Here is a 24,795-nt window from a genome sequence, read left to right as displayed (position 1 = left end):
TAAAAAAAGGGTTGACCGAGAGATCTCAAAAATTTCTCAGTCAACCCTTTCTGTTAGAAGATTTATCCTTCTGATTTTAATTCTGTATACACTACAAGGCGTTCCAGCCTTCCCCCAATAGAATAATCAAATTCCCCTATACAGGTAATGAGGTTTAACATTCTCCTCGAAGTGTAACCAAAGATATCATTAATCGGAGCATCCTCTTTAGGAAACCGCTGTTTATCTACGACTTCAAAAACTAGTTTCTCTCCGCTTTCCCCCGTGACTTCTACCTCGTCGCCTTTTTTTAACTTGTTGAGATCAAAGAATACACCAGGTCCAGTTTTATCATCTACATGACCGGCTATTACTGAACTTCCTCGATCTCCTGGATTTGTGCCAAGGTCGAACCAACCGGTTTTGCGAAAGTCTTCAGGAACTTCCATCTCACCATTTTCTAATAAGCCTACGCTCTCAACCTCTGACTCTACATCAATTGCATCGATCGTGATTGATTTAGGATTTAAGTTGTATTCTTTATCCTGAATGATCGGAGACGACTCAGCTTCAGGTGCAGATGCTTCCTCTGTATTATCAACAGAAAGGGAACGATGCGAAGACTCTGCTGAATCGGCACTTTCTGAATTCGATTGAACAGAACTTTCCTCGTTTTGTGTTTGGCTACACCCAACCAACAAAATAGCAAGGGCGACAACAAGTAGTCTTCGCATATTTATTCCTCCTCCATTCCTTTTTCCTTATTTATTGTTTTGGGCAGGCTTCATTTTTCTAATTGCTACGATTCCTGCAAGTAGTACTACAACAGATCCTAGAACCCAAGCCCATGTCATATTTGCATGATCTGCAGGAGTTCCTAGTCCAGTTTTCGGCATATCTGAAGGCATATTAGCAGCGAATTCGTCAGGATGCTGCATCACGATACCTGAAGATAATAATTTTGCAGCGCCATACATATGTCCATATGCCTCACGTGCTTGATTAAATGCCTCATCATAGTTTCCTGCTGCATATGCATCAAACGCACCAATTAGTTGATCTGCATGCATTTGTAATCCACTTGCTAATTCATCAGCTGGTACATTTCCTTCTGTCGCTTTATCCATAAACTCGGAGAACTCTTCCTTATACATACCAAGGTTGTCCATTGCTTCTTCTTTTGCTGCTTCGTCCTCTTCTGCCGTAGCATTTACATAGTCAACGAAATAGCCAATGTGCTCTGTCCACATTTTTTCAAATGCCTGGCCAGCTTCTTCTCCATATACGGAGGTAATCGCAGCAGAAAGATCTTCTGTGTTTGCTGTCAACACTTCTGTGGCTGCTTCAAAATCCGGCGCTCCGTCTACACCATTTTGCATCGCAATCACTGCAAGACCCGCATGTTCAGATAGTAGATGTCCAAGGTCTGCGCGAAGATCTCCTCCCGGGGTTACCGCCTTCGTATCATTGAAATCCTCTGGAGATTGTTCCGCAATTGCATTCGAAAGTCCTTTCGCTACCATATGCATGTGCCCAATTGCTTCGCGTTCATGTTTATACGCTGTTTCATAATCTTCCGCTACATAACTATCAAAAGCTCCAATAAGCTGGTCTACATGCATTTGCAAACCTTCGGCCAATGAATCTGCTTCAAGGCGTTCCCCAGTTGCATCTTCAAGAAATTGAGCGAAATCTTTCTTGTACTGAGACAATTCATCTAAAGCCATTTGCTTCTTCTCTTCATCTTCCTCAGCAGTACCATTCACGTAATCCACAAAGTAACCGATATGGCTGCTCCACATTTCATTAAACGCGTTCCCTGCTTCCTCTCCATATACGGAAGTAATGGCAGCAGTTAGATCTTCTGTGTTAGAAGACAGTGCCGCTACAGATGCATCGAAGTCCTCTGACCCAGCCGCTCCATTCCGCATTGCTTCAATTGCAAGAAATGCATGCTCGCTTAATAAGTGGCCTAAATCTGCCCTTAAGTCCACTGCAGCTGTATCAACTGTTGGCTCGTCTGCTGTTTCTGCGTTTACGATCCCTCCGTTAGCCGATAAAATTAACGTTGCACTCAATGGTGCAGCTACTAATGCCTTTTTCCAATTCATGAAACCACTCCTTTGATGATTTTTTCTTTCTATTAAGCCAACGAATAGAAAGTTGAATTGGATCACTCTTTTTTAAGATTTTATTAAAAAAAACCGAAATGCCCTGTACATTCCGGTTTTTCAGACGGTGAAAAATATATAATTTGGTGCTAACACTAAGTGTTGGGATACTTATTTCATTACCCATCCCAAGACTCAAAAACGTAGCGCTAAACTTTTAATCTCCCTTATAATGGAGAGCTTAATAAAATATCCCCTTGTGGCTGCTGACTATTTGCATTTGGTTCTTTTGTAATAGCAATGGTATCAAAATTATATTCTTCACCATAATCCATTACATAAGAAACTGCACCACTGCCATCTTCACTTGAAACAAATGTTCCGGCTCTATATGGTTTACCGTCCTCCAGTACCCATACCTGATAGGCTTCCTCTCCTGAAAGTGGCGGCAAATCCTCAGCCTGAATAACAAGGTTAATATTGTTATTTTGCTCTATCATAAGCGCGGTTGCCTGTGCACTTACCCCTTCTGAAGGTTGCAATGTATGCTTCTGACTAAGCGTATCAAGGGTTACTTCTTCTTGTTCAGGTTCTGAAGGTTCTGAAGGCTCTGCACTATCCGGCTCCTCTTGATTTAGGTAGATTAACGCCATTCCGTTACCCACCAAGGAGAGCGTTAGAGTAGCAGCTATGAGCGGTTTATACCAGCTTTTCTTCTTTTTCAATGGTGGTATGTCTTTCTTATCTTTTATATCCGTCACCTTGGGAGTTTTATCAGATGACTGAGCATCTTCCATATCCGAATTACCGTTCGTTACATTGGATAACACACGTGCTTTCATGCCCTCAGGAGGCTCTACTATATCAACTCCAAGTGGGAGATCCATTGTCAGTTCTTCTAATTCTGCCAGCTCTTCCTGACAAGATGCACATTCTATAAGGTGTAGTTCAAACTCTTCTCTTTCTCTCTCTGTTAATTGGTTATTAAAATAATCAATTAGTCGTTCACATTGCTTAGCCATCCTCATAAACCCCCCTTTCTCTCTTCTTCGTCAGTATCCCTTTTAAATGCTTTAACGATAACCGGACCCTACCTTTCACCGTTCCTAATGGTATATCACAAGTTTTGGAAATTGCCGATTGGGACATCCCCTTAAAATAAAATAATTCTATAATTTCCTGTTGCTCATTTGGCAGTTCTTTGATAGCGGATTGCATTTCCTCGCCACGCTCTTTCCATTCTACCTGGTCTTCAGGTGTAGGTTCCTTTGATTGCATGGAATCTCTTTCCTCAAATTCATATGGCGTTTCTTTTCTCTTTCTTAATAAATCGATACAAGTGTTCCGTGTCATGGTCAATAACCACGACGAAAACTTCCCCTTCTTTTCATCAAAATTTCGTTGCTTCGTCCAAATCTTAGTAAAGACGTCTTGGACGGCTTCTTCTGCAAGAAACTTATTGTTTGTTACACGAAACGAAAACGAATATAAAATACGTTCATAACGATCATAGAGTTGTTCCAGCGCCACTTCATCTTGTGCCTGCACCCTATTAAATAGGTCCACATCTTCTTCTCGCATACTATTCTCCTTCACTGTGAGTTATAATAGTTTAAGCTTACCATATAGTGAATCCAATTATATTATTAACTAAGCCTTCTACACTATAAAACGAAGAAAAACAGAAAATGGATCATTGTATGTTTACTTTTATCCTATCAGGGGAACAGATTATTGATAACAATACTTCTGACGAAAGGATGCTAGAATGCGAAATTCACAGTATCAACCAACAAAGGACAAACAGCTATCCGATGCACAAGAAGTGCGTTATGCGAAAGAATTTAAGCAAGCAGATATGGCTGGCGGCTACCGAAAGCCCCGCGTGAAAGAAGCGAAAAGAGAAAATCCAAATTTAAAGAAATAATATCGAAACACCTTGCTGTGAGGCAAGGTGTTTTTTATGTATGAGAACATAATAGCCTCACTTATCTTTGACAAAATAAGTGAAACTATCATTATGTTAATTCGTATTACTATGTAACAGAAGGAGGGATGGTTTGATGTCAAATGTAGCAATGGAGTTACAAGATGTCAGAAAATCAATTGGCAAAAAAGAAATTATTAAAGGACTAACTTTCTCCATTTATAAAGGGGAAGTTTTTGGCTTTATCGGACCAAACGGTGCAGGAAAAACAACTACCATCCGGATGATGGTTGGTTTAATGGAATTAAGTCATGGGGATGTTCTCATTCTTGGAAATAGTATAAAGCATGACTTCAAGAATGCCATTCGTGAAGTAGGTGCTATTGTAGAAAACCCTGAAATGTATCCATTTATGACAGGTTGGCAAAACCTAATGCACTATGCACGTATGATACCAGGCATTTCAAAAGAACGTGTACAAGAAGTAATTAAACTGGTCGGGCTTGAAAAACCAATAAAAGAGAAAGTTGGCAAATACTCTCTTGGTATGCGTCAGCGTTTAGGAATCGCACAAGCCTTGCTTCACAGCCCTTCCATTTTAATATTGGACGAACCTACTAATGGGTTAGACCCAGCAGGAATTCGGGAGATTCGCCAGTACATAAGACGCCTAGCAGCAGAAGAAAATGTTGCAGTCATTATTTCCAGTCATTTACTTTCTGAAATTGAGTTAATGTGTGACAGGATTGGGATTATTAAAAATGGAGAACTGATCGCTACCCAGACTGTACAGGATACGAATACAGCTGAAACTCAGGATATAATTCAGGTACAAATGCAAGTATCGCCAATGAAGCAGGCAGTTGATGTATTAAAAACAGATCATGCGCTTGAGGCTAAATCAGAGGGGGAGACACTTCTTTTCCAAACTGAAAAAGAAAAAATACCTGAGATTGTCCGCAGTTTTGTCCAACATGAAATAGCTGTATATCAGGTGAATTCGTCAAAATCCAGCCTTGAGGATAAATTCTTTGACTTGATTGGAGAGAATACGATTGAATAATTTTTTTAAACTTGTTTACAATGAACTATTCAAGATCTATATACGAAAATCCACGTGGGCAATGTACATAATCCTTGCCGGGATCATTATTGGTGTAGGTTTTTTGAGTAATATAGATGAATTGAGTTCTAAGCAATACAGTGACGATAACTGGAGAGAAACCTTAGAAGAAGAAAACCAGGAACTTACAAAAGAAATGGAGGACGCAGGAGAGGACAGTATTTTTTATGATATGAATTCTAATATAATTGCGGAAAATAATTATTATCTAGAAAATGACATTCAGCCAGATGGTTATGGCGCCATGCAATTTGTATTAGAAAATCAACTACTACTGTCTCTTGTTAGTTTGCTCACCATAATAATTGCAGCTGGGATTGTTGCTAATGAATTCCGTTGGGGAACAATAAAACTATTGTTAATTCGTCCGATTACAAGGACCAAGGCTTTGCTATCTAAATATGCTGCAGTAATCCTGTTTGCCTTTTTCACCTTGCTGTTTGTGCTGCTATTCTCATACATTATTGGTTTAATTTTCTATGGGTTCGGCTCATTCAATCCACATATGCTAGTAGACGATGGAAATGGACTTGCATACGTCTCCGTTTTAAGCGAAATTGTTCCGGCATACGGCTTTAAGCTAGTAAACTTAGTTATGATGGCTACTTTTGCGTTTGCAATCTCAACAATATTCCGCAATAGTGCTCTTGCCATTGGGGTTGCCATATTCCTTATGATGGCAGCGAATCCAATTATGTTATATTTCTCTGATCGAGCATGGGCGAAGTTCATTTTATTTGCTAACACGGACTTAAGTCAATATACTGCTGGGAGCACGCCTTTCATGGAAGGCATGACACTCGGCTTTTCCATAACTGTGTTAATCGTTTATTATCTCCTGTTTATGGCTCTATCTTGGGCATTCTTTACAATACGGGATATAGCCGGACAATAAAGTGAAACTTCTTACGGACGGTTGCACCGGGGTAAAAATTTAAATTCACTTTCCTTCAAGAAGTTTAAGTATTAGAATGAACCTATAGAGGTTGTTCAAAAAGTCCAGTAAAAATGACACATCGGTACTGATGACCTTCGACTAAACTCCGACACGTCCTGTGTCGAACGTCGAAATCACCACATCCTGTGGAAGCTCGTTGGCTTGCTTTTCCGTTCCTCACGTATTAAAAGAATTCATTGAACTTCTGTTAAAATCGTCCACGTCCTGTGGACAAAACAGAAGTCAACACATCCTATGTGAGCCCGGTACTCAAAGCTGCGCCGCCTCGAACTTCGACGCATAGGACGTGTTAGTGTCGGCGTTGCAATAGGACGTTGCGATTTTAGCCGACCTCGGTCCTTTTTATCCTCCTTTTTGAACACGCACCTATAGTATGTAATAATTTTCCTAAACTCTAGGGGTGTTATGCGTGAAACGATATCTAACTGCTTTCTTTCTTGGTATTAGTGCCATTATTCTCTTCATTGGACTACGTATTGATGTCCAGTGGAATGGGATTGTTTCCTGGGGGCTCTGTTTTATATGCCTATTATTTGCAGCATATTTCACCAAATATATCCCAGACGAGAAGAAAAGTAGAAAACCTTAATATGGAAGGAGACTGCCTAATCGCAGTCTCTTTTTTTATCTTTATTATAAAAATTGGAATGTAAATACCAGTTCTAAGTTTGCTAAGCTGGTTTATAAAATAGCCTAGAGGGAAAAGAAATGCAAAAAGGATTTTTAACGGGGGATGAAAGATGATGACAAGTATACCAGCAAAAGAACAAACTAACATGATTAACTGTAATAGTGAATATGATGAACTGCAAAAGGTGGTCGTAGTACCTCCAGAGCACATGAAGATCAAAGAAGCTATTAATGAGACACAACGCCACTTTCTAAAAGAAAACATTGACCAGTCTAGAGCTTTAAGACAACACCAGCAATTTGTCAATGTGTTAAAGAAAGCAGGTATAGAAGTAATCAGCCTCCATCCCAGTCAAGATCTTAACGAACAGGTTTTCACAAGAGATATCGGCTTTACCATTGGTGATACATTATATGTTTCAAAAATGGAGGAAGCATTACGCAAACCCGAAAAAAAGGTTCTCATAAATTGGCTGGAAACAAACCAGTACAGCTATAAGGATATATTCTCCGATTCTATTGAAGGAGGAGACGTTCTGGTAGATGGTCAGGATATTTGGGTTGGGAGGAGTAATCGCACCTCTGATGAGGCAATTCATACACTAAAAGATCACTTACCGACATACAACGTGATGCCAATTACATTAGATGATGAAATTCTTCATCTCGACTGTGTTCTAAATATTGTCAGCCCTGATACAGCCTTAATTTATTCCAAGGCGGTTGACTCCATTTCCCGGAAACGATTACGAAAAAAATATCACTTAATAGAAGTGTCAGACGAAGAACAATTTAATATGGGTCCAAATGTGCTCTCGATTGGCAGAAATCAAGTCATCAGCCTTCCTGAGAATAGACAGGTCAATAAACAATTACGAGAAGCTGGATTCAAAGTGCATGAAGTTCCCTTCTCAGAAATCATCAAATCCGGAGGCTCCTTTCGCTGCAGTACCTTACCACTCAAAAGAAAATAAATTAGAAAAACTCACATTCGCTCGTCCTTTAGCGAATGTGAGTTTTTCTTATACTTGGAACTTCAAAATTTTCACTACGTTGTCACTGCTTCCTTGCTAAAATTTTATATATTCCTAACGTGGAAGCAAAAAGACACACCGATATCAAATCGGTTTGTCTTTCTATAATGAATACTTCTCTCTTAATGATGCTGGAGCAGACTTCACCATTCTCTCTAGGATAAACAATACTACTGTGATGTCATCAATGAAGCCCAGCCCAAGGATAAAGTCAGGAATAATATCGAAGGGAAATAAAATATAACCAAGCCCTATTCCTGCATATAAGAGCTTCTTGCCCTTACCCACTTGATTAGTTAGGAAAAAGTCCCTAAGAAATGGAATAAACTTCTTAAATTGAAAAATAAATTTAAATCGTTTAATAGAGCGAATCATCACATCACCACCTATATTTCCAGTTTTCCCTCTTCATACGTAAACCAATCCATATATTTCTTACCCAAGTAATCGGCAGTTAATAAAGTAAAACTTCATTTAATGGTAGGGTCGTTCTTTCCCCCACTGTTTGTTAGTGGAACGAATCGGGGTGTTAGCGTTCGTTTACTCCCACTAAAACATCACTGTTTTACTTTTACGGACTGTTACACCGAGATAAACCGATTCAAATGGAAGCCTAAACTAACTGGATTAGTGGGTGATTAAACTACCAGGAAATCACCGATGGAGTTCTCCCTAGTCGTACCGTACTTTTTTGTAAATCGCTTCTCAGTTGGAAGCATCCAAGCTGTTGGCCAAACGTTTGTTTGAATACTTTTATATAACATACATATATGCCAAGCTTCCAGTAAACCAAATTTTTATTGTGATTCTTGAAGTTGATTTGAAGGAAGCTTTAGGAAAATTAGCTGGTCATCTTCTTCAGACGGCGAGCCTCTTCCATCTGTGTTATTTGTAATAAAATATAGCCCACCGTCATCGGCGTACACATCCCTTATTCTTCCAAAATCAGATAAAACCGTACTGATTGTCTCGTTTTTAGGATTAAACCGCTTTAAGCTTTGCCCACTCAGGGTCGCAAAGAAAAAACTACCGTGCAAATTTGTCATTCCAGATGGCGCCCATGTCTCTTCACCAGAATGAGCGAGGGGTGTTACCATCTCTCTTTCAGTTTCATCCCCTTGTATTACAGGCCATCCATAATTTTCTCCAGGTTTAATTAAATTTATCTCATCATGTGCATTGGATCCATGTTCGGTAGCGTATAGGGAACCAGCTTCATCCCAAGCCATCCCTTGCGGATTACGGTGCCCATAGGAATAAATATAAGAGTCTTGAAAAGGATTGTCTTCAGGTACACTCCCATCAGTATTTATCCGCAAAATTTTTCCCGCTAGACTCTCTACATCCTGTGCATTTTCAGGAACAGACGCATCACCTGTTGTAACATAAAGTTTTTCATCTGGCCCTATTTTTATCCTTCCTCCTTGATGCACCTGCCCTCCGGGAATCCTATCAAGAATAGTAGATACTTCGTGCCATGTCTCTTCTCTTTCTTCAAGTTCAATGACACGCTGGTAATAAGTTCCGTCCTGCTCATAAGAATAATAGGCATATGCAATTTTACTTGATGAAAAATCCTCCGGAATGGAGATACCGAGCAATCCGGCCTCTGACTGTTGGGAAAGATCTCTTTCAAACTCAACAGGCTTTCGAGTTTGCTCACTCTTTGTAATGGTGACAATGGCACCAGGACGCTCGCTAACATACAAATTTCCATCATGCTTTTCAATTGCCCATGGGGCTTCTAAGTTTGTGGCTACTTGTTCTATGTTCTCCCCTTTATTACCGGCATTTTCATTTTCTCCTGCCTCCCCTGATGTTTCTTCAGCAGGTTGCTCTGGCTCCATCGGTTCGGGTTTTCTCCCATCATTCGAACAGGCAGTAAGTATTACAAAAAACGTGCACAAAATAGCAATTCCAGTAAATCGCATAGGGTGAGCCTCCTTTCTATTTTACCTTTATTAGTTGCCTTCCTTACTTCATCCTAAACCAGTTAAATTCTATTCTATCCAAGGCTACATAGCCGGTAACACGCAATTCTGGTTGATTGGGGCTCTTTTATGATTGATTGAGACGCTCTTCTTGTTGATTGGAACTCTTCTATTATCGATTGAGACGCTCTTCTTGTTGATTGGAACTCTTCTATAATCGATTGAGCATCTCTTCTGATTGATTGACGCTCTCCTTCGATCGATTGAGCATCTCTTCTGGTTGATTGAATGCACATTACAAATAAATGTTCGGAAAATTCCAATAATCGCAACCAAAAAATAGGGACCCCACTATTACCATGGGTTCCCTATTCAAATTAGATTGTTTTTGATTTTTTTGCTGCCTTTTCACGTTCGTTTTTATTAAGGATTTTTTTCCGTAAACGAATGGATTCTGGTGTTACTTCACAGTATTCATCGTCAGCCAAGTACTCAATTGCTTCCTCAAGAGACATTTTTCTTGTCTTCCTGATTGTAGAAGTTTGGTCCTTCGTTGCTGAACGTACGTTTGTTAAGTGCTTTTCTTTTGTAATGTTAACAGTCAGATCGTTTTCACGGTTGTGTTCTCCGACAATCATGCCAGCATATATTTCTGTACCAGGTTCTACGAAAATCACACCACGATCTTCCAGTTGCATAATACCGTAAGTGGAGGCTTTTCCGTTTTCCAGGCCAACTAATACACCTTCACGACGTCCACCGACTTGCCCTTTAATAACTGGCTCGTACGAATCAAACGTATGGTTGATGATACCATAACCGCGTGTCTGGGTCATGAATTCTGTAGCATAACCAATCAATCCACGAGAAGGCACTTTGAACTCAAGGCGGACTTGGCCAGTACCATGGTTTACCATATCTAGCATTTCGCCTTTACGCTCTCCAAGTGATTCCATAATTGCGCCTGTATATTCCTCTGGCACATCTACTTGCACACGCTCTACAGGCTCACAACGTACACCATCAATTTCTTTGATGATTACCTGTGGTTTAGAAAGCTGTAGCTCGTAACCTTCACGACGCATATTCTCTATCAAGATGGATAGATGTAATTCTCCTCTACCTGATACAATCCAAGCATCCGGAGAATCTGTTGGATCTACACGTAGACTAACATCTGTTTCCAATTGCTTCAATAGACGCTCTTCAATTCTACGTGACGTAATATATTTACCCTCACGTCCAGCAAATGGACTATTGTTTACCACGAACGTCATTTGCAATGTTGGCTCATCAATTCGTAGCCATGGTAGTGCTTCAACATGATCCTGTGGGCAAATGGTTTCCCCGATATTGATATCTTCCATTCCAGCAATCGCAACAATATCTCCTGCAATCGCTTCTTGGATTTCAATACGTTTTAGACCAATAAAGCCGAAAAGCTTACTAATACGGAATGACTTCTGTGAGCCATCCTCTTTTAAGACAACCACTTGTTGACCAACGCTGATTGTACCACGAACGACGCGTCCAACCCCAATTCGACCAACATAGTCATTATAATCCAACAATGTTACTTGGAACTGTAAAGGCTCGTCTTTCGTATCAGCAGGTGCTGGAATATGGTCTAAAATAGTAGTAAAAACAGGATCCATTGTTTCTTCTTGAGATTCTGGTTCAAGACCAGATGTACCATTTAATGCAGAAGCATAAACAACTGGGAATTCAAGCTGCTCATCATCTGCACCAAGCTCAATGAATAGATCCAATACTTCATCTACCACTTCTGAAGGACGGGCATTTGGGCGATCGATCTTGTTAAGCACAACGATCGGAGTTAGCTTCTGCTCAAGTGCCTTTTTCAGTACGAATCTAGTTTGTGGCATGGTTCCTTCATAAGCATCTACAACGAGTGCCACACCATCTACCATTTTCATAATTCGTTCTACTTCTCCACCGAAGTCTGCGTGTCCAGGTGTATCTAAAATATTAATAGATGTATCTTTATATTTAATCGCAGTATTTTTCGCCAAGATAGTAATTCCACGTTCTCTTTCAATATCTCCTGAGTCCATTGCTCTTTCATTGACTTGTTCGTTTTCACGGAAAGTTCCTGAGTATTTCAGTAACTGATCAACCAGTGTTGTTTTTCCGTGGTCAACGTGGGCAATGATCGCAATATTACGAATATCTTCTCTTAATTGCATAAAAGTACGCTCCTCTTTAAATTAGAGTGATTCAAACTATACGATTATACCATAAAACCATAGGCATATTAAAGTTTTTTCAAAAAATTAACGAAAAATGTACAAAAGCGTCGAGCGTCTGATTAAAACTTAACTTCCTATCCGATAAAAATTATCTCAAATTTCGCTCCACCCAGTTCCGATTTATGGACAGCTATTTTTCCATTTGATTGTTCAATAATTGCTCTAGCAATTGCTAATCCTAATCCAGTTTCCCCAGTTTTACCTTTTACAAACCGGTGAAAAATATGTGGCATTAATTCCTCAGCCACCCCTTCACCATCATCTTCTATTAAAATATGGGTGTTGCTTTCCTGTTTCTTCACTTGTATGGAGACGGTCGAATTAGCATGACGAATAGCATTAAATACCAGGTTCAAGAGAGCGCGTAAGAGTTTTTCCTCGTCTGCATAAAGGACAATATTTGCCTCTATCTCTTGTTTTAAGTGTACTTTTTTGTCATTTACAATCGGTAAGGCACGATCCACAACTTGCTCTATCAAATCGTCTACCAACACTTTATCTTTATTGTATACTTCCGTATCACTGTCCAGCTTTGCAAGCAAGATCATCTCATTAATAATTTTCTTCAATCTTTTTACCTCTGTAACCATGACTTCAAGACCTTTGTCTTGATCATTTTCATCAAAGATCCCATCCCTGATACCTTCTGCATATCCTTGTATTGTCATTAACGGTGTTTTCAATTCATGGCTGGCATTTTGAAAGAATGTTTGCTGTGACCTAATGTATTGCTTCAATTCATTTGCCATTTCATAAACACTTTGCTCTACTTCTTTAATTTCCCCTGTTGCTTTAATTCGGTTGATATCATCAAACTGTCTATTCTCCACCTTTTTCAACTGTCTTTTTAGTTGGGAAAGTGGTGTAACAAGTTTATTGGTTAAAAAATAACTAAGAAGGATGGCAGCTGCTGCCCCAATGAGAAAAACAATGAGCAGTCGGAAGATAAACTGCTGTTGCACTTCCTGCAAATCATCTAACGGTGTAAGCAATATTAGCTGGTCGCCATTGCTTTCAGGGGTTATGATGATACGAGAAGTTACATACCGGGCATTTTTATATTCCCACAGCGCTTCATCACGGGCAGAAAAGTCATTATTCTCAAACAAGCCTTTAACGATTTTACTTGGAATGGTTGAATACGGTATAACATTGTTATTTTCATTATACATAATGAGTTGGAGGTTCTGCTCATTCAAAAAGTTACTGAGCCCCGCATTACTGATCGCTCCGGACTCGTTAATTAATTCGGCTAGTATCTCTCCGTTTTGCTTTAATTGCCTTTGTTCATCTTCAATCAACATATCAAGAATAAGGGAATAAATGATATACCCCGTGACAGCCAATATCACGAGCAATAAGGCAGTAAAGGCAGCATTTAGCTGTGATTGCAGTTTCATTCTGTTTCCTCATCATCACGCAATCGGTATCCATAACCCCAAACCGTTTCAAGTGGTAGATTTGGTAGTTTCTTTCGTATTCGTTTTATTAAATCATCTACCGCTCTGTCACTACCAAAATAATCATCTCCCCAGACCCTTACTAACAGGTCCTCTCTAGAAAAAGCCCGATTGACATTTTCAGTTAAAAACACTAGCATGTCATATTCCTTCGTTGTGACATCAAGCTCATTTCCATTATAAAAAATCCGTCGTTCACTTTTATATATTTCCATATGATGTGTTTTGATAATTTCCTTGTCTTCATTTCCTCCATTTATTCGCGGTGCCGAACGCTTAAACAATCGCTTGATACGCGCTATCAATTCTCTCGGGCTAAATGGTTTTGTTAAATAATCGTCTCCACCGAGCTCAAGACCAAGAATTTTGTCAATTTCATCATCTTTTGCAGAAATAATGATAATCGGTACTTCGCTTTCATTGCGGATTTTTTTACAGAACTCGTACCCATCCATTCCTGGGAGCATAATGTCCAATATCCACATATCAGGCTTACGGTCTTCCCAAATCTCCCATGCCTTCTCAGCAGAATCTGACAGTGAAACTTCAAAGCCCTCTTTTTTCAAGTATGCCGTAACAATATTTTGGATATTCGGATCATCTTCCACAACCCCTATATGATAGTTCATACACGCTCACCTTTTCGATTTAATGTCATTACTTCTATTTTTACATAAGACCTAACCGTTGAACAAGCTATCACTTTTACACATTTATACCACATTTATACCAAATGTTTCCCAAAACCTGTGGGTATACTCAACTTATAGATCGAAATCAACGAAAGGGTGATAATCAATGGACCAAGACAAATATAATCCAAATCATCAAGGAGAACAGGAAAGGAATGAGCGCCAGGAAATATCTGATCAGAACCTGGAACAAGACAGTGGGACAGAAAACGATAATTACCTCATGCAACAACAGCATACAGTTCATCATGAATCAACGCCAGCGGAACAGCGGTCTGAAAATGTTAAACCAACCAAAAGCAAAAGCGGACTACACTTCATACTTGGTGGTTTATCAGGAGGGATTGTATCTGTTGCTCTAATCATTGCCCTTATTATGACAAATATTATTCCAATAAATACAAGTTCTTCGGCTTCAGGAGGGGATGGCGCTAACTCTTCCTCAACTCCGGATATTGTGCAAACACTAGCATCGGATGACGCAACCCTTTCTTCCAGCATTGAAGAAACAGCCAAGGCTGTAGTTGGAGTTAGCAATATGCAGCAACAAAACGTTTGGACAGATAGCCAAGAAGCCGGAACTGGATCGGGGATTGTCTACAAAAAGGAAAACGGTAAAGCATATGTTGTTACAAATCAACATGTTGTGGAAGGCGCCGAAGAAGTAGAAGTTGTGTTAGATGACGAAGAACACATTAATGCAACAGTACTCGGTACGGATTCCTTAACAGATTTAGCAGTACTTGAGGTAGATGGAGAAAAAATCGATACAGTGGCAAGTATCGGCAGCTCTGAGGACCTTACAGTAGGTGAAACGGTTGTTGCCATCGGGAACCCTTTAGGGATTGAATTCGCTAACACGATTACCAAAGGAATTGTCAGTGGACTAAATCGTTCTGTAAGCATGGATACAAATGGGGACCAACAAGCAGACTGGGTAACAGAAGTAATCCAAACTGACGCTGCTATTAATCCTGGTAATAGTGGTGGAGCACTCGTTAATGGAAATGGCGAAGTAATTGGAATTAATTCCATGAAGATTGCTCGTGAAGAGGTAGAGGGAATTGGCTTTGCAATTCCAATGGACACAGCACTACCAATTATGGATCAATTAGAGCAAAACGGGGAGATTGAACGCCCACTTATCGGTATTAGCACTGCTTCCTTAAGCCAGGTGCCTGCCCAATTCCGGAGTGAGATTGAGCTTCCTGAAAAAGTAGATGGTGGCATGGTCATTGCAGACGTACAAGCTGGATCCTCTGCAGAAACAGCAGGTCTACAAAGATTTGATGTCATCACACAAATTAATGGGAATTCAATCACTTCTATTTTAGAGCTTAGAAAATTCCTGTACTCCGACGCTGCAGTTGGGGATACAGTTGAAATAGAGTACTATCGTGACGGAGAACAAAAAACTGCTGAGGTTACCTTGCAAGCAGGAGAAACAGAACAATAAACGTCACGTAAGATTCTTTAGAAGGGGGGACTATCCTCCCTTCTTTTTTTTGTTTTTTCGCATTATACTTATAGAGGGTGCTTACATTTCTTCTAATATCATCTGCGAGCGGTTTACTTCGAATTGATGTATTAATAATTTCCAACAAAAACAGGATTTACACCTTTTTTGTCGAATGCATGTAAGTATCCAAATAATTAAGAAGGAGTGATTTTATGATTTGTCCAAATTGTGGACAGCAAACAGAAGAAGGAAAGTTTTGCACGAATTGTGGCGCGCCGTTACCTGTGGAAAATAACGCAGCTACTCAGGAACCTGTAAACACTGATCCTACCTTAGAACAGGAAAGCAATATTGGTGAACCGAGCCAGCCACTAACACCAGGACAGCAGCAAAACCAGAGTCAATCGAATGATTTTATGGAGACAGTAAAAAGAGAGACTTCGCAGTTTGGGGCGTTCTTTGTAAAGCTTTTGAAAAAGCCTAGCGAAGGAAAGAACGTCGCAAGCAGCCAATTGATTTCAGGTATTATAACTATCGTCATTTTTTCCCTGCTAATCTCCCTTGGAACGTACATAATCTCAAGTAGCATTGGATCTTATTTCATGCAGGTTTCCTTTGTTGACAGCTTTCTTTTACCACTTATCCAGTTTTTAGTTTTGTTCGGTGTTATAGCAGCCATTACATTTGCTGGTGTGAAGATCGGCGGGCAATCCTTATCATTTACAGATGTTGTAGCGAAGACCGGGGCATATTCAGTGCCATTTTTAGTTTTAACAGTCTTAGGCTCTTTACTAGCACTTGTGGAGATCCCTCTTTCGGGGAACATTCTTCTAATTGGTTTGATAGGGCCAATTCTTTTAGTACCAACTCTTATCTTACTTGAACGACCCGCTCCAGCATTCGATCGAATTTACTTGCTAATCGGTGTTTACTTTGTAACCTTACTAGCCTCTGGTTACCTTTTAGCTAATATAGTGGATACCTTACTTGGTGGCATGATGGGCAGCTTGTTCTAAATGAGATGAAAAAAGCGGACCTTTCCAAAAGGTCCGCTTTTTGCTATCCAAAAAATAAATCAATTACATTACTGCCAGATGAACTTTTCTTATTATAAAATTCGGAGTATCCGCAGTTTTTACAGTACACAACAAGAAATTGATTATGCTGCATATCAAACATTTTGGATAGGCCAGTCCCCGTCATGGCAACTTCTTTTGAATCTGCATCGGTACTCCCGCATTTAATACAACCCGTTTGTTCACTCATCTTATCCACTCCCTCTAATTAATAATACGGAAGTATGGACTATATGGTTTCATCATCACTATCACTTTCCACTGAATCGAGATTCTTTTCATAACGATTGTGGTTATAGGTAACCCCTTCAAATTTTCCATCAATATCTGCGGCGAGAAACTCTTCTACATTTTCTGCAGAACCTACAAGTTCATCACTGTTCGGATACATTTCATCATAATCCTCATGATCCCCATAAAAATCAGAAGTTGTTTCGGAAGTGCCATATCTGCTTACTTCCTGCCAACTGTCTTCCGCATCATAGGAGACCTGGTTTTCATCTGTTTCTTCATCCGGGTTAATGTTTGGGCTAAAAACCTCTTCTTCTACAGTACGGTCTTCTTCAAAGATTACATTATTTCCGGCATGCTCCATACAGCGGTCAGCAGTTGGCAGAGCCGCTAACCTTTCAAAGGGAATATCTGCGCCACATTGGCTACATATGCCATATGTCCCTTCCTCTATCGCATGCAAGGCCTTATTAATATCTTCAAGCTCTGTTTCAGCATGCTCGTTCAAGGCAATATCCTTTTCTCTTTCAAAAAGTTCTGTCCCCATATCACCAGGGTGGTTATCATAATTGGAAAGTTCACTCACCGATTCCTTCGCCAATTCAAGTGTTGTACCAAAATGATCCTGTATATGATTTATCAGTTCATTCTGCCTTTGCACCAAGTCTGCTTTACATTGCAATAGTTGCTCTTTGGTGATCATATGGATCCTCCTCTAATTGCTTTAACTATGTAGGTATACTATGTGCAAAACAATCGAGGGTGATTCTTTATTTCGACTCCCAAATCATGTCAATATGTAAAATCCCATCATCCAAATACGGCTCTGTCATTTGCTTAAACCCGAATGATTGGTAAAACGCTTTTAAATATTCTTGGGCCTGAATCTTAATCCTAGATTCTTTCCATTCTTCTGTGATAAATTGCAAAGCTTTTTCCATCACGTTTCTCGCATAGCCTTTGCCACGGAATTTGTTGACCACCATTACTCTTCCAATCGAGGCTTCTGTGTATTTGTTACCTGCAGGAATAATACGTACCAGCGCAGCGACTTCCCCTTTTTCTTCTAAATATAAGTGCATGCTTTCCTGGTCCAAATTATCTAATTCCGGATAGGCGCAATTTTGCTCGACGACAAATACGTCCGTTCTTGCTTTCAAAAGTTTATATAGTTCTGTAGTCGTTAGTTCAGAAAATGCTTTTGTATGCCAGTTCATTTCTTTTCCTTCCTTTGCTTTTTTCCTTATACTATTATATGCAGGGGTTATCGTAAAGGATAATTCACAACGCTTAAGAAGGAGAGGATATTTCCCATGGAACACAAGACGAAAATAGGACAAACAGAGCTGACAGTTAACCCAATTGGCTTAGGGACAAACGCTGTTGGCGGACACAATATTTATCCAAATCTTGATGAAGAGGCAGGCAAAGAATTAGTTAAAACAGCCATTGACAATGGTATGAACTTTTTGGATACTGCTTTCATTTATGGTCCAGAACGTTCAGAAGAACTGGTTGGGCAAGTTATGAAAGAAACGGGTAAACGTCAGGAAGTAGTACTTGCAACCAAGGGTGCGCACAAATTTGTTGGAAAGGATATCGTTTTCGACAATTCACCCGCTTTTTTAAAGCAATCTGTGGAAGATAGTCTTAAACGCCTTCAAACAGATTATATCGATTTATTTTATATCCACTTCCCAGATGAAGAAACTCCTAAAGATGAAGCGGTTGGTGCATTAAAAGAACTGAAGGATCAGGGTAAAATAAAAGCAATAGGTGTATCTAATTTTTCTCTTGATCAACTAAAAGAGGCTAATAAAGACGGCTATGTGGATGTACTTCAGGGAGAATATAATCTTCTGAACAGAGCTGCAGAAACCGAATATTTTCCTTATACAACAGAAAACAACATTTCCTTTGTACCTTATTTCCCGTTTGCTTCAGGTTTACTTGCAGGGAAATACGATAAAAACACTACCTTTCAGGATGGTCGTGCTAAGGCTCCAAACTTCCAAGGGGCAACATTCCTTCGTAACTTAGAAAAGGTGGAAAAGGTACGTAAAATAGCTACCAATAAAAATGTCGAGGTCGCACATGTCGTGCTAGCATGGTATTTAACTCGGGATGCTATTGATGTGGTTATTCCTGGCGCAAAACGTGCTGATCAAGTATTAAATAACTTACAGACACTTAATGTGGAATTGACCACTGAAGAAATAAAAGAGATCGATACTATATTCAAAAGTTAACAAGGATTAGGGAGGTATACACACATTGTATGCCTCCTTTCTATGCTATACTTTTTTTAAAGAGAAACACTGCTGGAAACTACATAAAGTTTTACGACAAATAAGCACATGAAATTCAATTAGGAGGCGTGAAATAGTGGATATTAAGGAAAAGCGAATTGGGTTTATTGGAACAGGAGTTATGGGAAGCAGCATGGTTGAAAATCTAATGCAAGATGGGTTTCCCGTAACGGTCTACACTCGGACAAAAGAAAAAGCACTACCATTATTGGAACAAGGCGCAGAGTGGGCAGATTCTGTAAAAGATCTTGCTAGCTCTAGCCATATTATCATCACCATTGTTGGCTATCCTCAGGATGTTGAAGAGGTTTATCTTGGCAAAGATGGATTGCTCGCACATGCAAATCCTGGCAGCTACCTAATTGACATGACAACATCAAAACCTGCATTAGCTAAAGAAATTTACGATCGGGCAAAAGAAAAAGGTATCCATGCATTAGATGCCCCTGTATCCGGTGGGGATATTGGTGCTAAAAATGGTGCGCTAGCCATTATGGCTGGTGGTGATGAAGAAGCATTTACTACAGTACTTCCTGTATTGGAGGCAATGGGAGAAAATATTATTCTACAGGGTGAAGCAGGTGCTGGACAGCATACAAAGTTAAGTAATCAAATTGCGATTGCTTCAAACATGATCGGGGTATGTGAAGCGATTGTCTATGCAAAAAAAGCCGGTCTAGATCCATCTAGGGTGCTTGACACCATTACAACGGGTGCCGCAGGGAGTTTCTCTTTATCAAAGTTGGCACCAAGAATGATTGCTGGCGATGATGCACCGGGATTTTATGTAAAACACTTTATCAAGGATATGACCCTTGCAATAGAATCTGCTAAGGAGCTTGGCATGGAGACACCAGGGCTGGCTCTTTCACTTAAACTTTACAAAGAGCTAGCAGAAAAAGGCGAAAATGATAGTGGTACTCAGGCACTTATAAAACTATTCGAGCAATAAGAGGTAAAAGATTGAGGACGGGACAAAAGTAATTACGTAAAAGATAAATCAGAAAGAATGGCGTTTGAATAACCGCTTCAGAAGTATACTTCGCTTTCCATGGGCGGCTGGTGAGCCTCCGGATGCTCCGCATTCCGGGGTCTCACCTAGGCCTTCCTCCCATAGGAGTCTCCGTATATTTCTTACGCTTATTCTAGCTATCCTCCGTCTTTTGACTATAACGTTTTGTTATGTCCCGTCCTCTCTTTTGTTTACACGTTAGGAAGGCATAAAATTTCAGCTAGGAAGTAATAACGACGTAGTTTAAATTTTGAAGCTCCAAGTATAAGAAAAACGTACACGTTCGCTAAAAAGCGAGCGAACGTGCGTTTTTCTAATCCAATTCACTTTGGACAATAAAAGCTAAGTCGTCATTGCCGAACAACTGTAGCACCTGTAATACCGTGTGTGTCGGTATTTCTTCAGACTCTTTTTTCGGTACCGTAAGCTCCATTGCTTCCGCTAAGGATGGGTTATGTATCTGATTCGGATAGGCTTTAACATATAATGCTTCGGGGTCTAAATCATTATTGATACACCATTGTGCATAAATTAAGATCATCATTTTTTCATCACTTTGATAACTTTTTATTACTTGATCTTCCATTTCCTTTTTATCCATTGTAATCCTCCTTACTTCTAGGACAAGTTGGAATTTCTCGCTACATCATAACATTGCGCTTTCCGTGGGCACGGCCTCAGCCACGGGCCAACAGGATGTTGGTCACGAAGGCGTTGCCACAGGACGTGGCGCTCTTAGCCTTTGTTCCTTCCCCTAACTTCCGGGGTCTTCGGACTCGCGCTGTTCCCACTGGACAAGTAAGGGTTCGTCAGCGACTCATCGCACGCAGAAAATGCTTAATGCATTTTCAAGGAGTCTTCATGTTTTGCCTACGCTATATTGTCCTCAATCATCTACGAATGGAAAGTAAAAACACTACCTTACATTTGCTTAAACTTCACAACTCAACTAAGTGGTTCCAGCCTTCTTAAAGAGATAGACCCACATGAAGGATAGTGCTTGTTTTAGATCCAGTGGCATATGCTCTACCTCGGTTGGTTTCACTTCTTTTTTATAAACTCCAATATCCTCAATATGTTGAAGATTTTCCTGCATTGCCAGCTTTTTAAGTTCCCATGGCATCATCGTATTGCATATTGCGTTTTCACCATATAACCTGGGAAAACTGTTCACACGCGGACCAGCTGTTGGTCCTAAAATACCAACGCAAAGGTATCCTCCCTCTTTTGTAACTCGAATCATTTCCTTTAATGCGTGGAATGGATTCTCAGTCCATTCTAAAACATTAATGGCCATGAGTGCATCAAATGAATTTGTCGGGAAGGGTAAATCATTTACATCCGCTTTTTGAAAGACGATTTCATGCTGTATTGCCGTCCTTTTAGCATGTGTGATCATTTCAACGGAAAGGTCGACACCCGTTACGCCATAGCCTGCCTTGTTTAACAAATAGGAGCCATATCCATCCCCACACCCAACGTCCAGTATATTGCTTCCCTTTTTTACATGTCGTTGTATAAAAGGAAGAATAGTCTTTCTGCTGCCTGTTTCCCACATATTCCTGCTACGTTCGTGCCAAAAGTCGGCCCGGCTATCCCATTCTACTTCAGCCGTTTCTTTCCAGTTAAAACTTTCCATGCTCTTCCCCCTTTTTGGTCATTCCTATAGTCCGTTAGCTGCTTTAACTTCCTTTAGCAATTACTCTATGGTACAAAAAAAGGTTTATCTCACGGATGAGATAAACCTTTTTGTAATTAACTATTATAGGCGAACAACGTTAGCTGCTTGCGGTCCGCGGTTACCTTCAACGATTTCAAATTCAACGTCTTGACCTTCTTCAAGAGTTTTGAAACCTTCTGATTGAATAGCTGAGAAATGTACGAATACATCGTCTCCGTCTTCGCGCTCGATGAAACCGAAGCCTTTTTCTGCGTTAAACCATTTTACTTTACCAGTCATTAAAATGACCTCCTTATACAAAATATCGTGCAAAGTAATTGAATCATAAATACTTTTACACCACTTTGATAAAGAGATCGTAAAGTATTATTCAAACTTCAATTTCCTTTTGCTACTATCCACTTTAACCTTTTCTAGATTAAAAAGCAAGTAATTAGAGATGTTATTTTCAAAAAAACTTCTGGTTGTTTATTCCCACAGCGACTTGATAGTAAGCGTTTCCCTATTTTTTTGAGTTTATCTCATTATACCTTCTTTTTTGTCGGTATCCATACGTTATATCACGAACCAGTTCTTCATTCTCCAGACTTGCGCCAATTGCCCCAACAATTGTAGAAATAGAAGTTGCAATCCAAGCTAATCGAAGGAAGTATAGAAACGTAAACTCTTCTTCTAGATCTATGGAAAACACATACACGTCCGGCGGTATGACAATAACAATGGCAATAAGAAATAATAAGAATAGTACAGCATAATAACTTAACACAGATATTAGTAATGTGAGGACTGTAGTTTGATTATATAAGCGTCTTAGTTTTGCATCTGTACGCGTGGCCGGGCTTTCCCACAGATTATGGGCAGTAATAATCCAGAATACCATTAACCCAATAGCCGCTGCATTTAACCCCAATAGTCTGTATGTGCTAAGAAGATAGCTTAGTTCCCATATTGTAGAAAAGATAAGACCAAAAATACCTGTAGAAAAAGCCACCGCAATGATTCTTTTAAAAGAAGGCATTATGCTCATCGGTTGATTTGCTTGTGTCATCCCCATTACCAAACGTAATATTCCTAGCTTTTTGGGGAATACAATATAGCGCGCTTCTTTCCCTACATGATCATCATCGGAGCTGAGTCGTTTTACCCGGCTAACCGGAAATTGCTTCTGCAGTATAACTTCAGGATCCGATTTCTCTATCTCATCAATTTTATTAGAATTGCCTTGATAATAATAAATCTCCCTAATAATTTGAATGATGGATTTCTCGATTCGTTTCTTGGTTGGCAGCCAGCCAAATACAGGGATCGATAATTGTGCAACAGCATGGTGCAGGCTAATATCTGCTCCCACAATGTTTTTATTGTGAAATAGAGGGAGGTCCGTTAAACAAACCGCATAATCCCATCCCTCCGCTTTCTTTATTTCAATTGCTTTCTCTAATATTTCACCTACTGTCTCCGCTGCTCCAGTAAGCGGATCTACAATAAACTCCATTTCCCATGAAACATCTTTTTCGATTTGTTGCTGAAGATGATGAGGAATCTTTTCAATATACTTTTTCCCGATAGCTGCAGGTAGCTCTGGAGCCGCAATTAATCCAACTACAATTTTCTTTGTCATTCGATGCACCTCTTTTCAGGCTCAGAATCCTCATTCTTATCCCCTTCGTTTTCTTCCTCACCTATTTCATAATAACGCTGCTGTTGGCGAAAAGAGTAGGTAACGTTGCGAATCCTTTCCTCACTCTCTAATCCAGTTCCTATTGCTCCGGCGAGTGTTCCAAATGAAGTGACCAACCAGACTAGCTTCAGGTAATAAACAAAAGATGGTGAACCTTCAACTTGAGTCCTTATTTGGAATAACTCCGGAGGAACGAGAAGAGACATAGCCGCAAGAAACATAATAAATAAAACAAGATAATTTAGAGACACAATACTTGTAAGTGTTAAAAATGTCGTACGATTATATAAATCTCGCCAACGCTTCTTACCGTGTTGTGATGGTTTTTCCCACAGGTTATGGGAAAAAATAATCCATGTTACCATCCCTAATATCGATAAGAGAGACAAGAAAACTAGTCTAAGAGGAGAGTAAGCTACACTAAGTACCCAAGGGTTTGGAAAAATGGAAACATAGGCACCTGATGCAAAAGATAGCATCGTTATCTTTTTAAACGAAAGCAACGCGTCCCACGGGCGGTTGGCAAACGTCATGCCACACATTATACGCAAATATCCGATCACTCGAGAGCGGATCACATACCGAAAATCCAACTGTTCTTCCGGTGATGCAACTAATCTCCTCACACGAGAAAAGAAAAACTGTCTACCTATATTTTTAGCAGCATCTTTTCCATTTTCTAGTGTGTGCTCTTCCGTCGAAACGCGTTCGTCGGAAGTGCGGTATAGTTCTTTCATCAACTCAATCATGATCACGCGAATTCTTTTATGCATCGGCATGACTCCAAATGCAGGAATGGATACCTGTCCAACCTTATGGTCTAAATTGGCATTTCCCACAACTATCCTTTTCTTAAAGAAAATCGGGAGATCTGTTAGACAAATGACATACTCCCAGTTTTGTTCTTTTTTTATATTGTTTGCTTTATCAAGCACTTCCTTCGTTTCTTCCGCAACTCCGACAAGTGTATCGACTGTCGTCTCTACTTCCCAGCTCGTATCGTTATCAATCTCTTTAGAAAAATAGTCTGGCAATTCTTTACACAATTCTTCTGCTATATATGCCGGGAGATTGGGGGCAGAAACCAATCCCACACGTACTATCGCCATTATTTCCACCTCCATTGTACGTATTATGTAAGATACCTAGCTTTCTTTATTTACCCGTTTCTTACTGTGAGAAACGCGAATCTTATAATGAAATTAATTTGTAAAAAGGTGTAATACACTTA

26 protein-coding genes are annotated in these 24,795 nt (G+C 39.8%); 9 read left to right on the top strand and 17 right to left on the bottom strand.

Annotated features, from left to right (window positions below; genetic code table 11):
• Window positions 1-62: 62 nt before the first annotated feature.
• From BN988_RS12545 to BN988_RS12530, 4 genes are all read right to left on the bottom strand, one after another.
• A complete protein-coding gene (locus BN988_RS12545) occupies window positions 63-713 on the bottom strand; it encodes a class F sortase (RefSeq protein WP_036577135.1) in 651 nt (216 codons plus the stop codon).
• A 27-nt stretch (window positions 714-740) separates the two neighbouring features.
• Window positions 741-2,090 carry a hypothetical protein gene (locus BN988_RS12540; RefSeq protein WP_036577134.1) on the bottom strand — a complete coding sequence of 450 codons (1,350 nt, stop codon included), beginning with the start codon at window positions 2,088-2,090 and terminating at the stop codon, window positions 741-743.
• Window positions 2,091-2,317: 227 nt separating this feature from the next.
• Complete coding sequence (locus BN988_RS12535) at window positions 2,318-3,112, bottom strand: anti-sigma factor (RefSeq protein WP_036577133.1); 795 nt, start codon at window positions 3,110-3,112, stop codon at window positions 2,318-2,320.
• Complete coding sequence (locus BN988_RS12530; protein WP_036577132.1) at window positions 3,105-3,671, bottom strand: RNA polymerase sigma factor; 567 nt, start codon at window positions 3,669-3,671, stop codon at window positions 3,105-3,107. Before BN988_RS12530 ends, BN988_RS12535 begins: the two co-directional genes overlap by 8 nt.
• A gap of 187 nt (window positions 3,672-3,858) precedes the next feature.
• On the opposite strand from BN988_RS12530, the gene BN988_RS18700 reads away from it, so the two are divergent.
• The 5 genes from BN988_RS18700 to BN988_RS12510 all read left to right on the top strand — a co-directional run bounded on the left by BN988_RS18700 (window position 3,859) and on the right by BN988_RS12510 (window position 7,702).
• Complete coding sequence (locus BN988_RS18700) at window positions 3,859-4,017, top strand: YfhE family protein (RefSeq protein ID WP_081779442.1); 159 nt, start codon at window positions 3,859-3,861, stop codon at window positions 4,015-4,017.
• 136 nt (window positions 4,018-4,153) lie between these two features.
• Entirely contained in the window at window positions 4,154-5,080 is a 927-nt protein-coding gene (locus tag BN988_RS12525) for an ABC transporter ATP-binding protein (protein ID WP_036577131.1), read from the top strand.
• Window positions 5,073-6,035: an ABC transporter permease gene (locus tag BN988_RS12520; RefSeq protein WP_036577130.1), complete on the top strand. Its 963-nt coding sequence runs from the start codon at window positions 5,073-5,075 to the stop codon at window positions 6,033-6,035. The genes BN988_RS12525 and BN988_RS12520 overlap by 8 nt, the downstream gene beginning before the upstream one ends.
• 472 nt (window positions 6,036-6,507) lie before the next feature.
• Window positions 6,508-6,687 carry a hypothetical protein gene (locus tag BN988_RS12515; protein ID WP_036577129.1) on the top strand — a complete coding sequence of 60 codons (180 nt, stop codon included), beginning with the start codon at window positions 6,508-6,510 and terminating at the stop codon, window positions 6,685-6,687.
• Window positions 6,688-6,838: 151 nt separating this feature from the next.
• Entirely contained in the window at window positions 6,839-7,702 is an 864-nt protein-coding gene (locus BN988_RS12510) for a dimethylarginine dimethylaminohydrolase family protein (protein WP_036577128.1), read from the top strand.
• A gap of 162 nt (window positions 7,703-7,864) precedes the next feature.
• Here BN988_RS12510 and BN988_RS12505 read toward each other — a convergent pair whose 3' ends face one another.
• The 5 genes from BN988_RS12505 to BN988_RS12485 form a co-directional block, all read right to left on the bottom strand.
• The gene (locus BN988_RS12505; RefSeq protein WP_036577127.1) at window positions 7,865-8,137 is read right to left on the bottom strand and encodes a YkvA family protein; all 273 of its coding nucleotides are present in this window, start codon (window positions 8,135-8,137) and stop codon (window positions 7,865-7,867) included.
• A gap of 422 nt (window positions 8,138-8,559) precedes the next feature.
• The gene (locus tag BN988_RS12500; protein WP_036577126.1) at window positions 8,560-9,693 is read right to left on the bottom strand and encodes a PQQ-dependent sugar dehydrogenase; all 1,134 of its coding nucleotides are present in this window, start codon (window positions 9,691-9,693) and stop codon (window positions 8,560-8,562) included.
• A gap of 377 nt (window positions 9,694-10,070) precedes the next feature.
• On the bottom strand, window positions 10,071-11,900 hold the full coding sequence (gene typA, locus BN988_RS12495) for a translational GTPase TypA (protein WP_036577125.1): 1,830 nt from the start codon (window positions 11,898-11,900) through the stop codon (window positions 10,071-10,073).
• Between the two features lie 137 nt (window positions 11,901-12,037).
• Window positions 12,038-13,363, bottom strand: a complete 1,326-nt coding sequence (locus tag BN988_RS12490; protein ID WP_036577124.1) for a sensor histidine kinase — start codon at window positions 13,361-13,363, stop codon at window positions 12,038-12,040.
• Window positions 13,360-14,052 (bottom strand): response regulator transcription factor, encoded by a 693-nt coding sequence (locus BN988_RS12485; protein ID WP_036577123.1) that lies wholly within the window; start codon window positions 14,050-14,052, stop codon window positions 13,360-13,362. The genes BN988_RS12490 and BN988_RS12485 overlap by 4 nt, the downstream gene beginning before the upstream one ends.
• A 169-nt stretch (window positions 14,053-14,221) precedes the next feature.
• On the opposite strand from BN988_RS12485, the gene BN988_RS12480 reads away from it, so the two are divergent.
• Entirely contained in the window at window positions 14,222-15,571 is a 1,350-nt protein-coding gene (locus BN988_RS12480) for a S1C family serine protease (RefSeq protein WP_081779441.1), read from the top strand.
• A 215-nt stretch (window positions 15,572-15,786) separates the two neighbouring features.
• A complete protein-coding gene (locus BN988_RS12475; protein WP_036577122.1) occupies window positions 15,787-16,590 on the top strand; it encodes a zinc ribbon domain-containing protein in 804 nt (267 codons plus the stop codon).
• Window positions 16,591-16,633: 43 nt separating this feature from the next.
• Here the strand turns inward: BN988_RS12475 and BN988_RS12470 are convergent, their stop codons facing one another.
• The 3 genes from BN988_RS12470 to BN988_RS12460 form a co-directional block, all read right to left on the bottom strand.
• On the bottom strand, window positions 16,634-16,840 hold the full coding sequence (locus tag BN988_RS12470; protein WP_036577121.1) for a zinc ribbon domain-containing protein: 207 nt from the start codon (window positions 16,838-16,840) through the stop codon (window positions 16,634-16,636).
• 39 nt (window positions 16,841-16,879) lie between these two features.
• Window positions 16,880-17,584, bottom strand: coding sequence for a TraR/DksA C4-type zinc finger protein (locus tag BN988_RS12465; protein WP_036577120.1), 705 nt, complete (start codon window positions 17,582-17,584; stop codon window positions 16,880-16,882).
• A 67-nt stretch (window positions 17,585-17,651) separates the two neighbouring features.
• Window positions 17,652-18,098, bottom strand: coding sequence for a GNAT family N-acetyltransferase (locus BN988_RS12460; protein ID WP_036577119.1), 447 nt, complete (start codon window positions 18,096-18,098; stop codon window positions 17,652-17,654).
• A 96-nt stretch (window positions 18,099-18,194) separates the two neighbouring features.
• Here BN988_RS12460 and BN988_RS12455 point away from each other — a divergent pair, with 96 nt between their 5' ends.
• Window positions 18,195-19,130: an aldo/keto reductase gene (locus BN988_RS12455; RefSeq protein WP_036577118.1), complete on the top strand. Its 936-nt coding sequence runs from the start codon at window positions 18,195-18,197 to the stop codon at window positions 19,128-19,130.
• A gap of 136 nt (window positions 19,131-19,266) precedes the next feature.
• On the top strand, window positions 19,267-20,142 hold the full coding sequence (locus BN988_RS12450) for an NAD(P)-dependent oxidoreductase (RefSeq protein WP_036577117.1): 876 nt from the start codon (window positions 19,267-19,269) through the stop codon (window positions 20,140-20,142).
• A 373-nt stretch (window positions 20,143-20,515) separates the two neighbouring features.
• Here the strand turns inward: BN988_RS12450 and BN988_RS12445 are convergent, their stop codons facing one another.
• The 5 genes from BN988_RS12445 to BN988_RS18400 form a co-directional block, all read right to left on the bottom strand.
• A complete protein-coding gene (locus tag BN988_RS12445; RefSeq protein WP_036577116.1) occupies window positions 20,516-20,803 on the bottom strand; it encodes a hypothetical protein in 288 nt (95 codons plus the stop codon).
• Window positions 20,804-21,151: 348 nt separating this feature from the next.
• The gene (locus BN988_RS12440; RefSeq protein WP_036577115.1) at window positions 21,152-21,841 is read right to left on the bottom strand and encodes a class I SAM-dependent methyltransferase; all 690 of its coding nucleotides are present in this window, start codon (window positions 21,839-21,841) and stop codon (window positions 21,152-21,154) included.
• Window positions 21,842-21,964: 123 nt separating this feature from the next.
• Window positions 21,965-22,162, bottom strand: coding sequence for a cold shock domain-containing protein (locus BN988_RS12435; protein WP_036577114.1), 198 nt, complete (start codon window positions 22,160-22,162; stop codon window positions 21,965-21,967).
• Window positions 22,163-22,385: 223 nt separating this feature from the next.
• A complete protein-coding gene (locus tag BN988_RS12430; RefSeq protein ID WP_036577113.1) occupies window positions 22,386-23,504 on the bottom strand; it encodes a hypothetical protein in 1,119 nt (372 codons plus the stop codon).
• The gene (locus BN988_RS18400; RefSeq protein ID WP_051557927.1) at window positions 23,501-24,673 is read right to left on the bottom strand and encodes a hypothetical protein; all 1,173 of its coding nucleotides are present in this window, start codon (window positions 24,671-24,673) and stop codon (window positions 23,501-23,503) included. Before BN988_RS18400 ends, BN988_RS12430 begins: the two co-directional genes overlap by 4 nt.
• Window positions 24,674-24,795: the final 122 nt, after the last annotated feature.

The organism is Oceanobacillus picturae, from assembly GCF_000612865.1.
GTDB classification, from domain to species: Bacteria; Bacillota; Bacilli; order Bacillales; family Amphibacillaceae; genus Oceanobacillus_B; species Oceanobacillus_B jordanicus.
Note: the sequence above shows the minus strand (reverse complement) of the source record. Positions and strands in the feature narration are given on the sequence as shown.

Coding starts and splice junctions, on each gene's coding strand:
- typA (WP_036577125.1), bottom strand. CDS start 11,900: ATGCAATTAAGAGAAGATATTCGTAATATTGCGATCATTGCCCACGTT.
- BN988_RS12465 (WP_036577120.1), bottom strand. CDS start 17,584: ATGATCACCAAAGAGCAACTATTGCAATGTAAAGCAGACTTGGTGCAA.
- BN988_RS18700 (WP_081779442.1), top strand. CDS start 3,859: ATGCGAAATTCACAGTATCAACCAACAAAGGACAAACAGCTATCCGAT.
- BN988_RS12540 (WP_036577134.1), bottom strand. CDS start 2,090: ATGAATTGGAAAAAGGCATTAGTAGCTGCACCATTGAGTGCAACGTTA.
- BN988_RS12485 (WP_036577123.1), bottom strand. CDS start 14,052: ATGAACTATCATATAGGGGTTGTGGAAGATGATCCGAATATCCAAAAT.
- BN988_RS12475 (WP_036577122.1), top strand. CDS start 15,787: ATGATTTGTCCAAATTGTGGACAGCAAACAGAAGAAGGAAAGTTTTGC.
- BN988_RS12530 (WP_036577132.1), bottom strand. CDS start 3,671: ATGCGAGAAGAAGATGTGGACCTATTTAATAGGGTGCAGGCACAAGAT.
- BN988_RS12445 (WP_036577116.1), bottom strand. CDS start 20,803: ATGGATAAAAAGGAAATGGAAGATCAAGTAATAAAAAGTTATCAAAGT.
- BN988_RS12480 (WP_081779441.1), top strand. CDS start 14,222: ATGGACCAAGACAAATATAATCCAAATCATCAAGGAGAACAGGAAAGG.
- BN988_RS12545 (WP_036577135.1), bottom strand. CDS start 713: ATGCGAAGACTACTTGTTGTCGCCCTTGCTATTTTGTTGGTTGGGTGT.
- BN988_RS18400 (WP_051557927.1), bottom strand. CDS start 24,673: ATGGCGATAGTACGTGTGGGATTGGTTTCTGCCCCCAATCTCCCGGCA.
- BN988_RS12460 (WP_036577119.1), bottom strand. CDS start 18,098: ATGAACTGGCATACAAAAGCATTTTCTGAACTAACGACTACAGAACTA.
- BN988_RS12525 (WP_036577131.1), top strand. CDS start 4,154: ATGTCAAATGTAGCAATGGAGTTACAAGATGTCAGAAAATCAATTGGC.
- BN988_RS12505 (WP_036577127.1), bottom strand. CDS start 8,137: ATGATTCGCTCTATTAAACGATTTAAATTTATTTTTCAATTTAAGAAG.
- BN988_RS12455 (WP_036577118.1), top strand. CDS start 18,195: ATGGAACACAAGACGAAAATAGGACAAACAGAGCTGACAGTTAACCCA.
- BN988_RS12470 (WP_036577121.1), bottom strand. CDS start 16,840: ATGAGTGAACAAACGGGTTGTATTAAATGCGGGAGTACCGATGCAGAT.
- BN988_RS12440 (WP_036577115.1), bottom strand. CDS start 21,841: ATGGAAAGTTTTAACTGGAAAGAAACGGCTGAAGTAGAATGGGATAGC.
- BN988_RS12435 (WP_036577114.1), bottom strand. CDS start 22,162: ATGACTGGTAAAGTAAAATGGTTTAACGCAGAAAAAGGCTTCGGTTTC.
- BN988_RS12490 (WP_036577124.1), bottom strand. CDS start 13,363: ATGAAACTGCAATCACAGCTAAATGCTGCCTTTACTGCCTTATTGCTC.
- BN988_RS12500 (WP_036577126.1), bottom strand. CDS start 9,693: ATGCGATTTACTGGAATTGCTATTTTGTGCACGTTTTTTGTAATACTT.
- BN988_RS12510 (WP_036577128.1), top strand. CDS start 6,839: ATGATGACAAGTATACCAGCAAAAGAACAAACTAACATGATTAACTGT.
- BN988_RS12535 (WP_036577133.1), bottom strand. CDS start 3,112: ATGGCTAAGCAATGTGAACGACTAATTGATTATTTTAATAACCAATTA.
- BN988_RS12430 (WP_036577113.1), bottom strand. CDS start 23,504: ATGACAAAGAAAATTGTAGTTGGATTAATTGCGGCTCCAGAGCTACCT.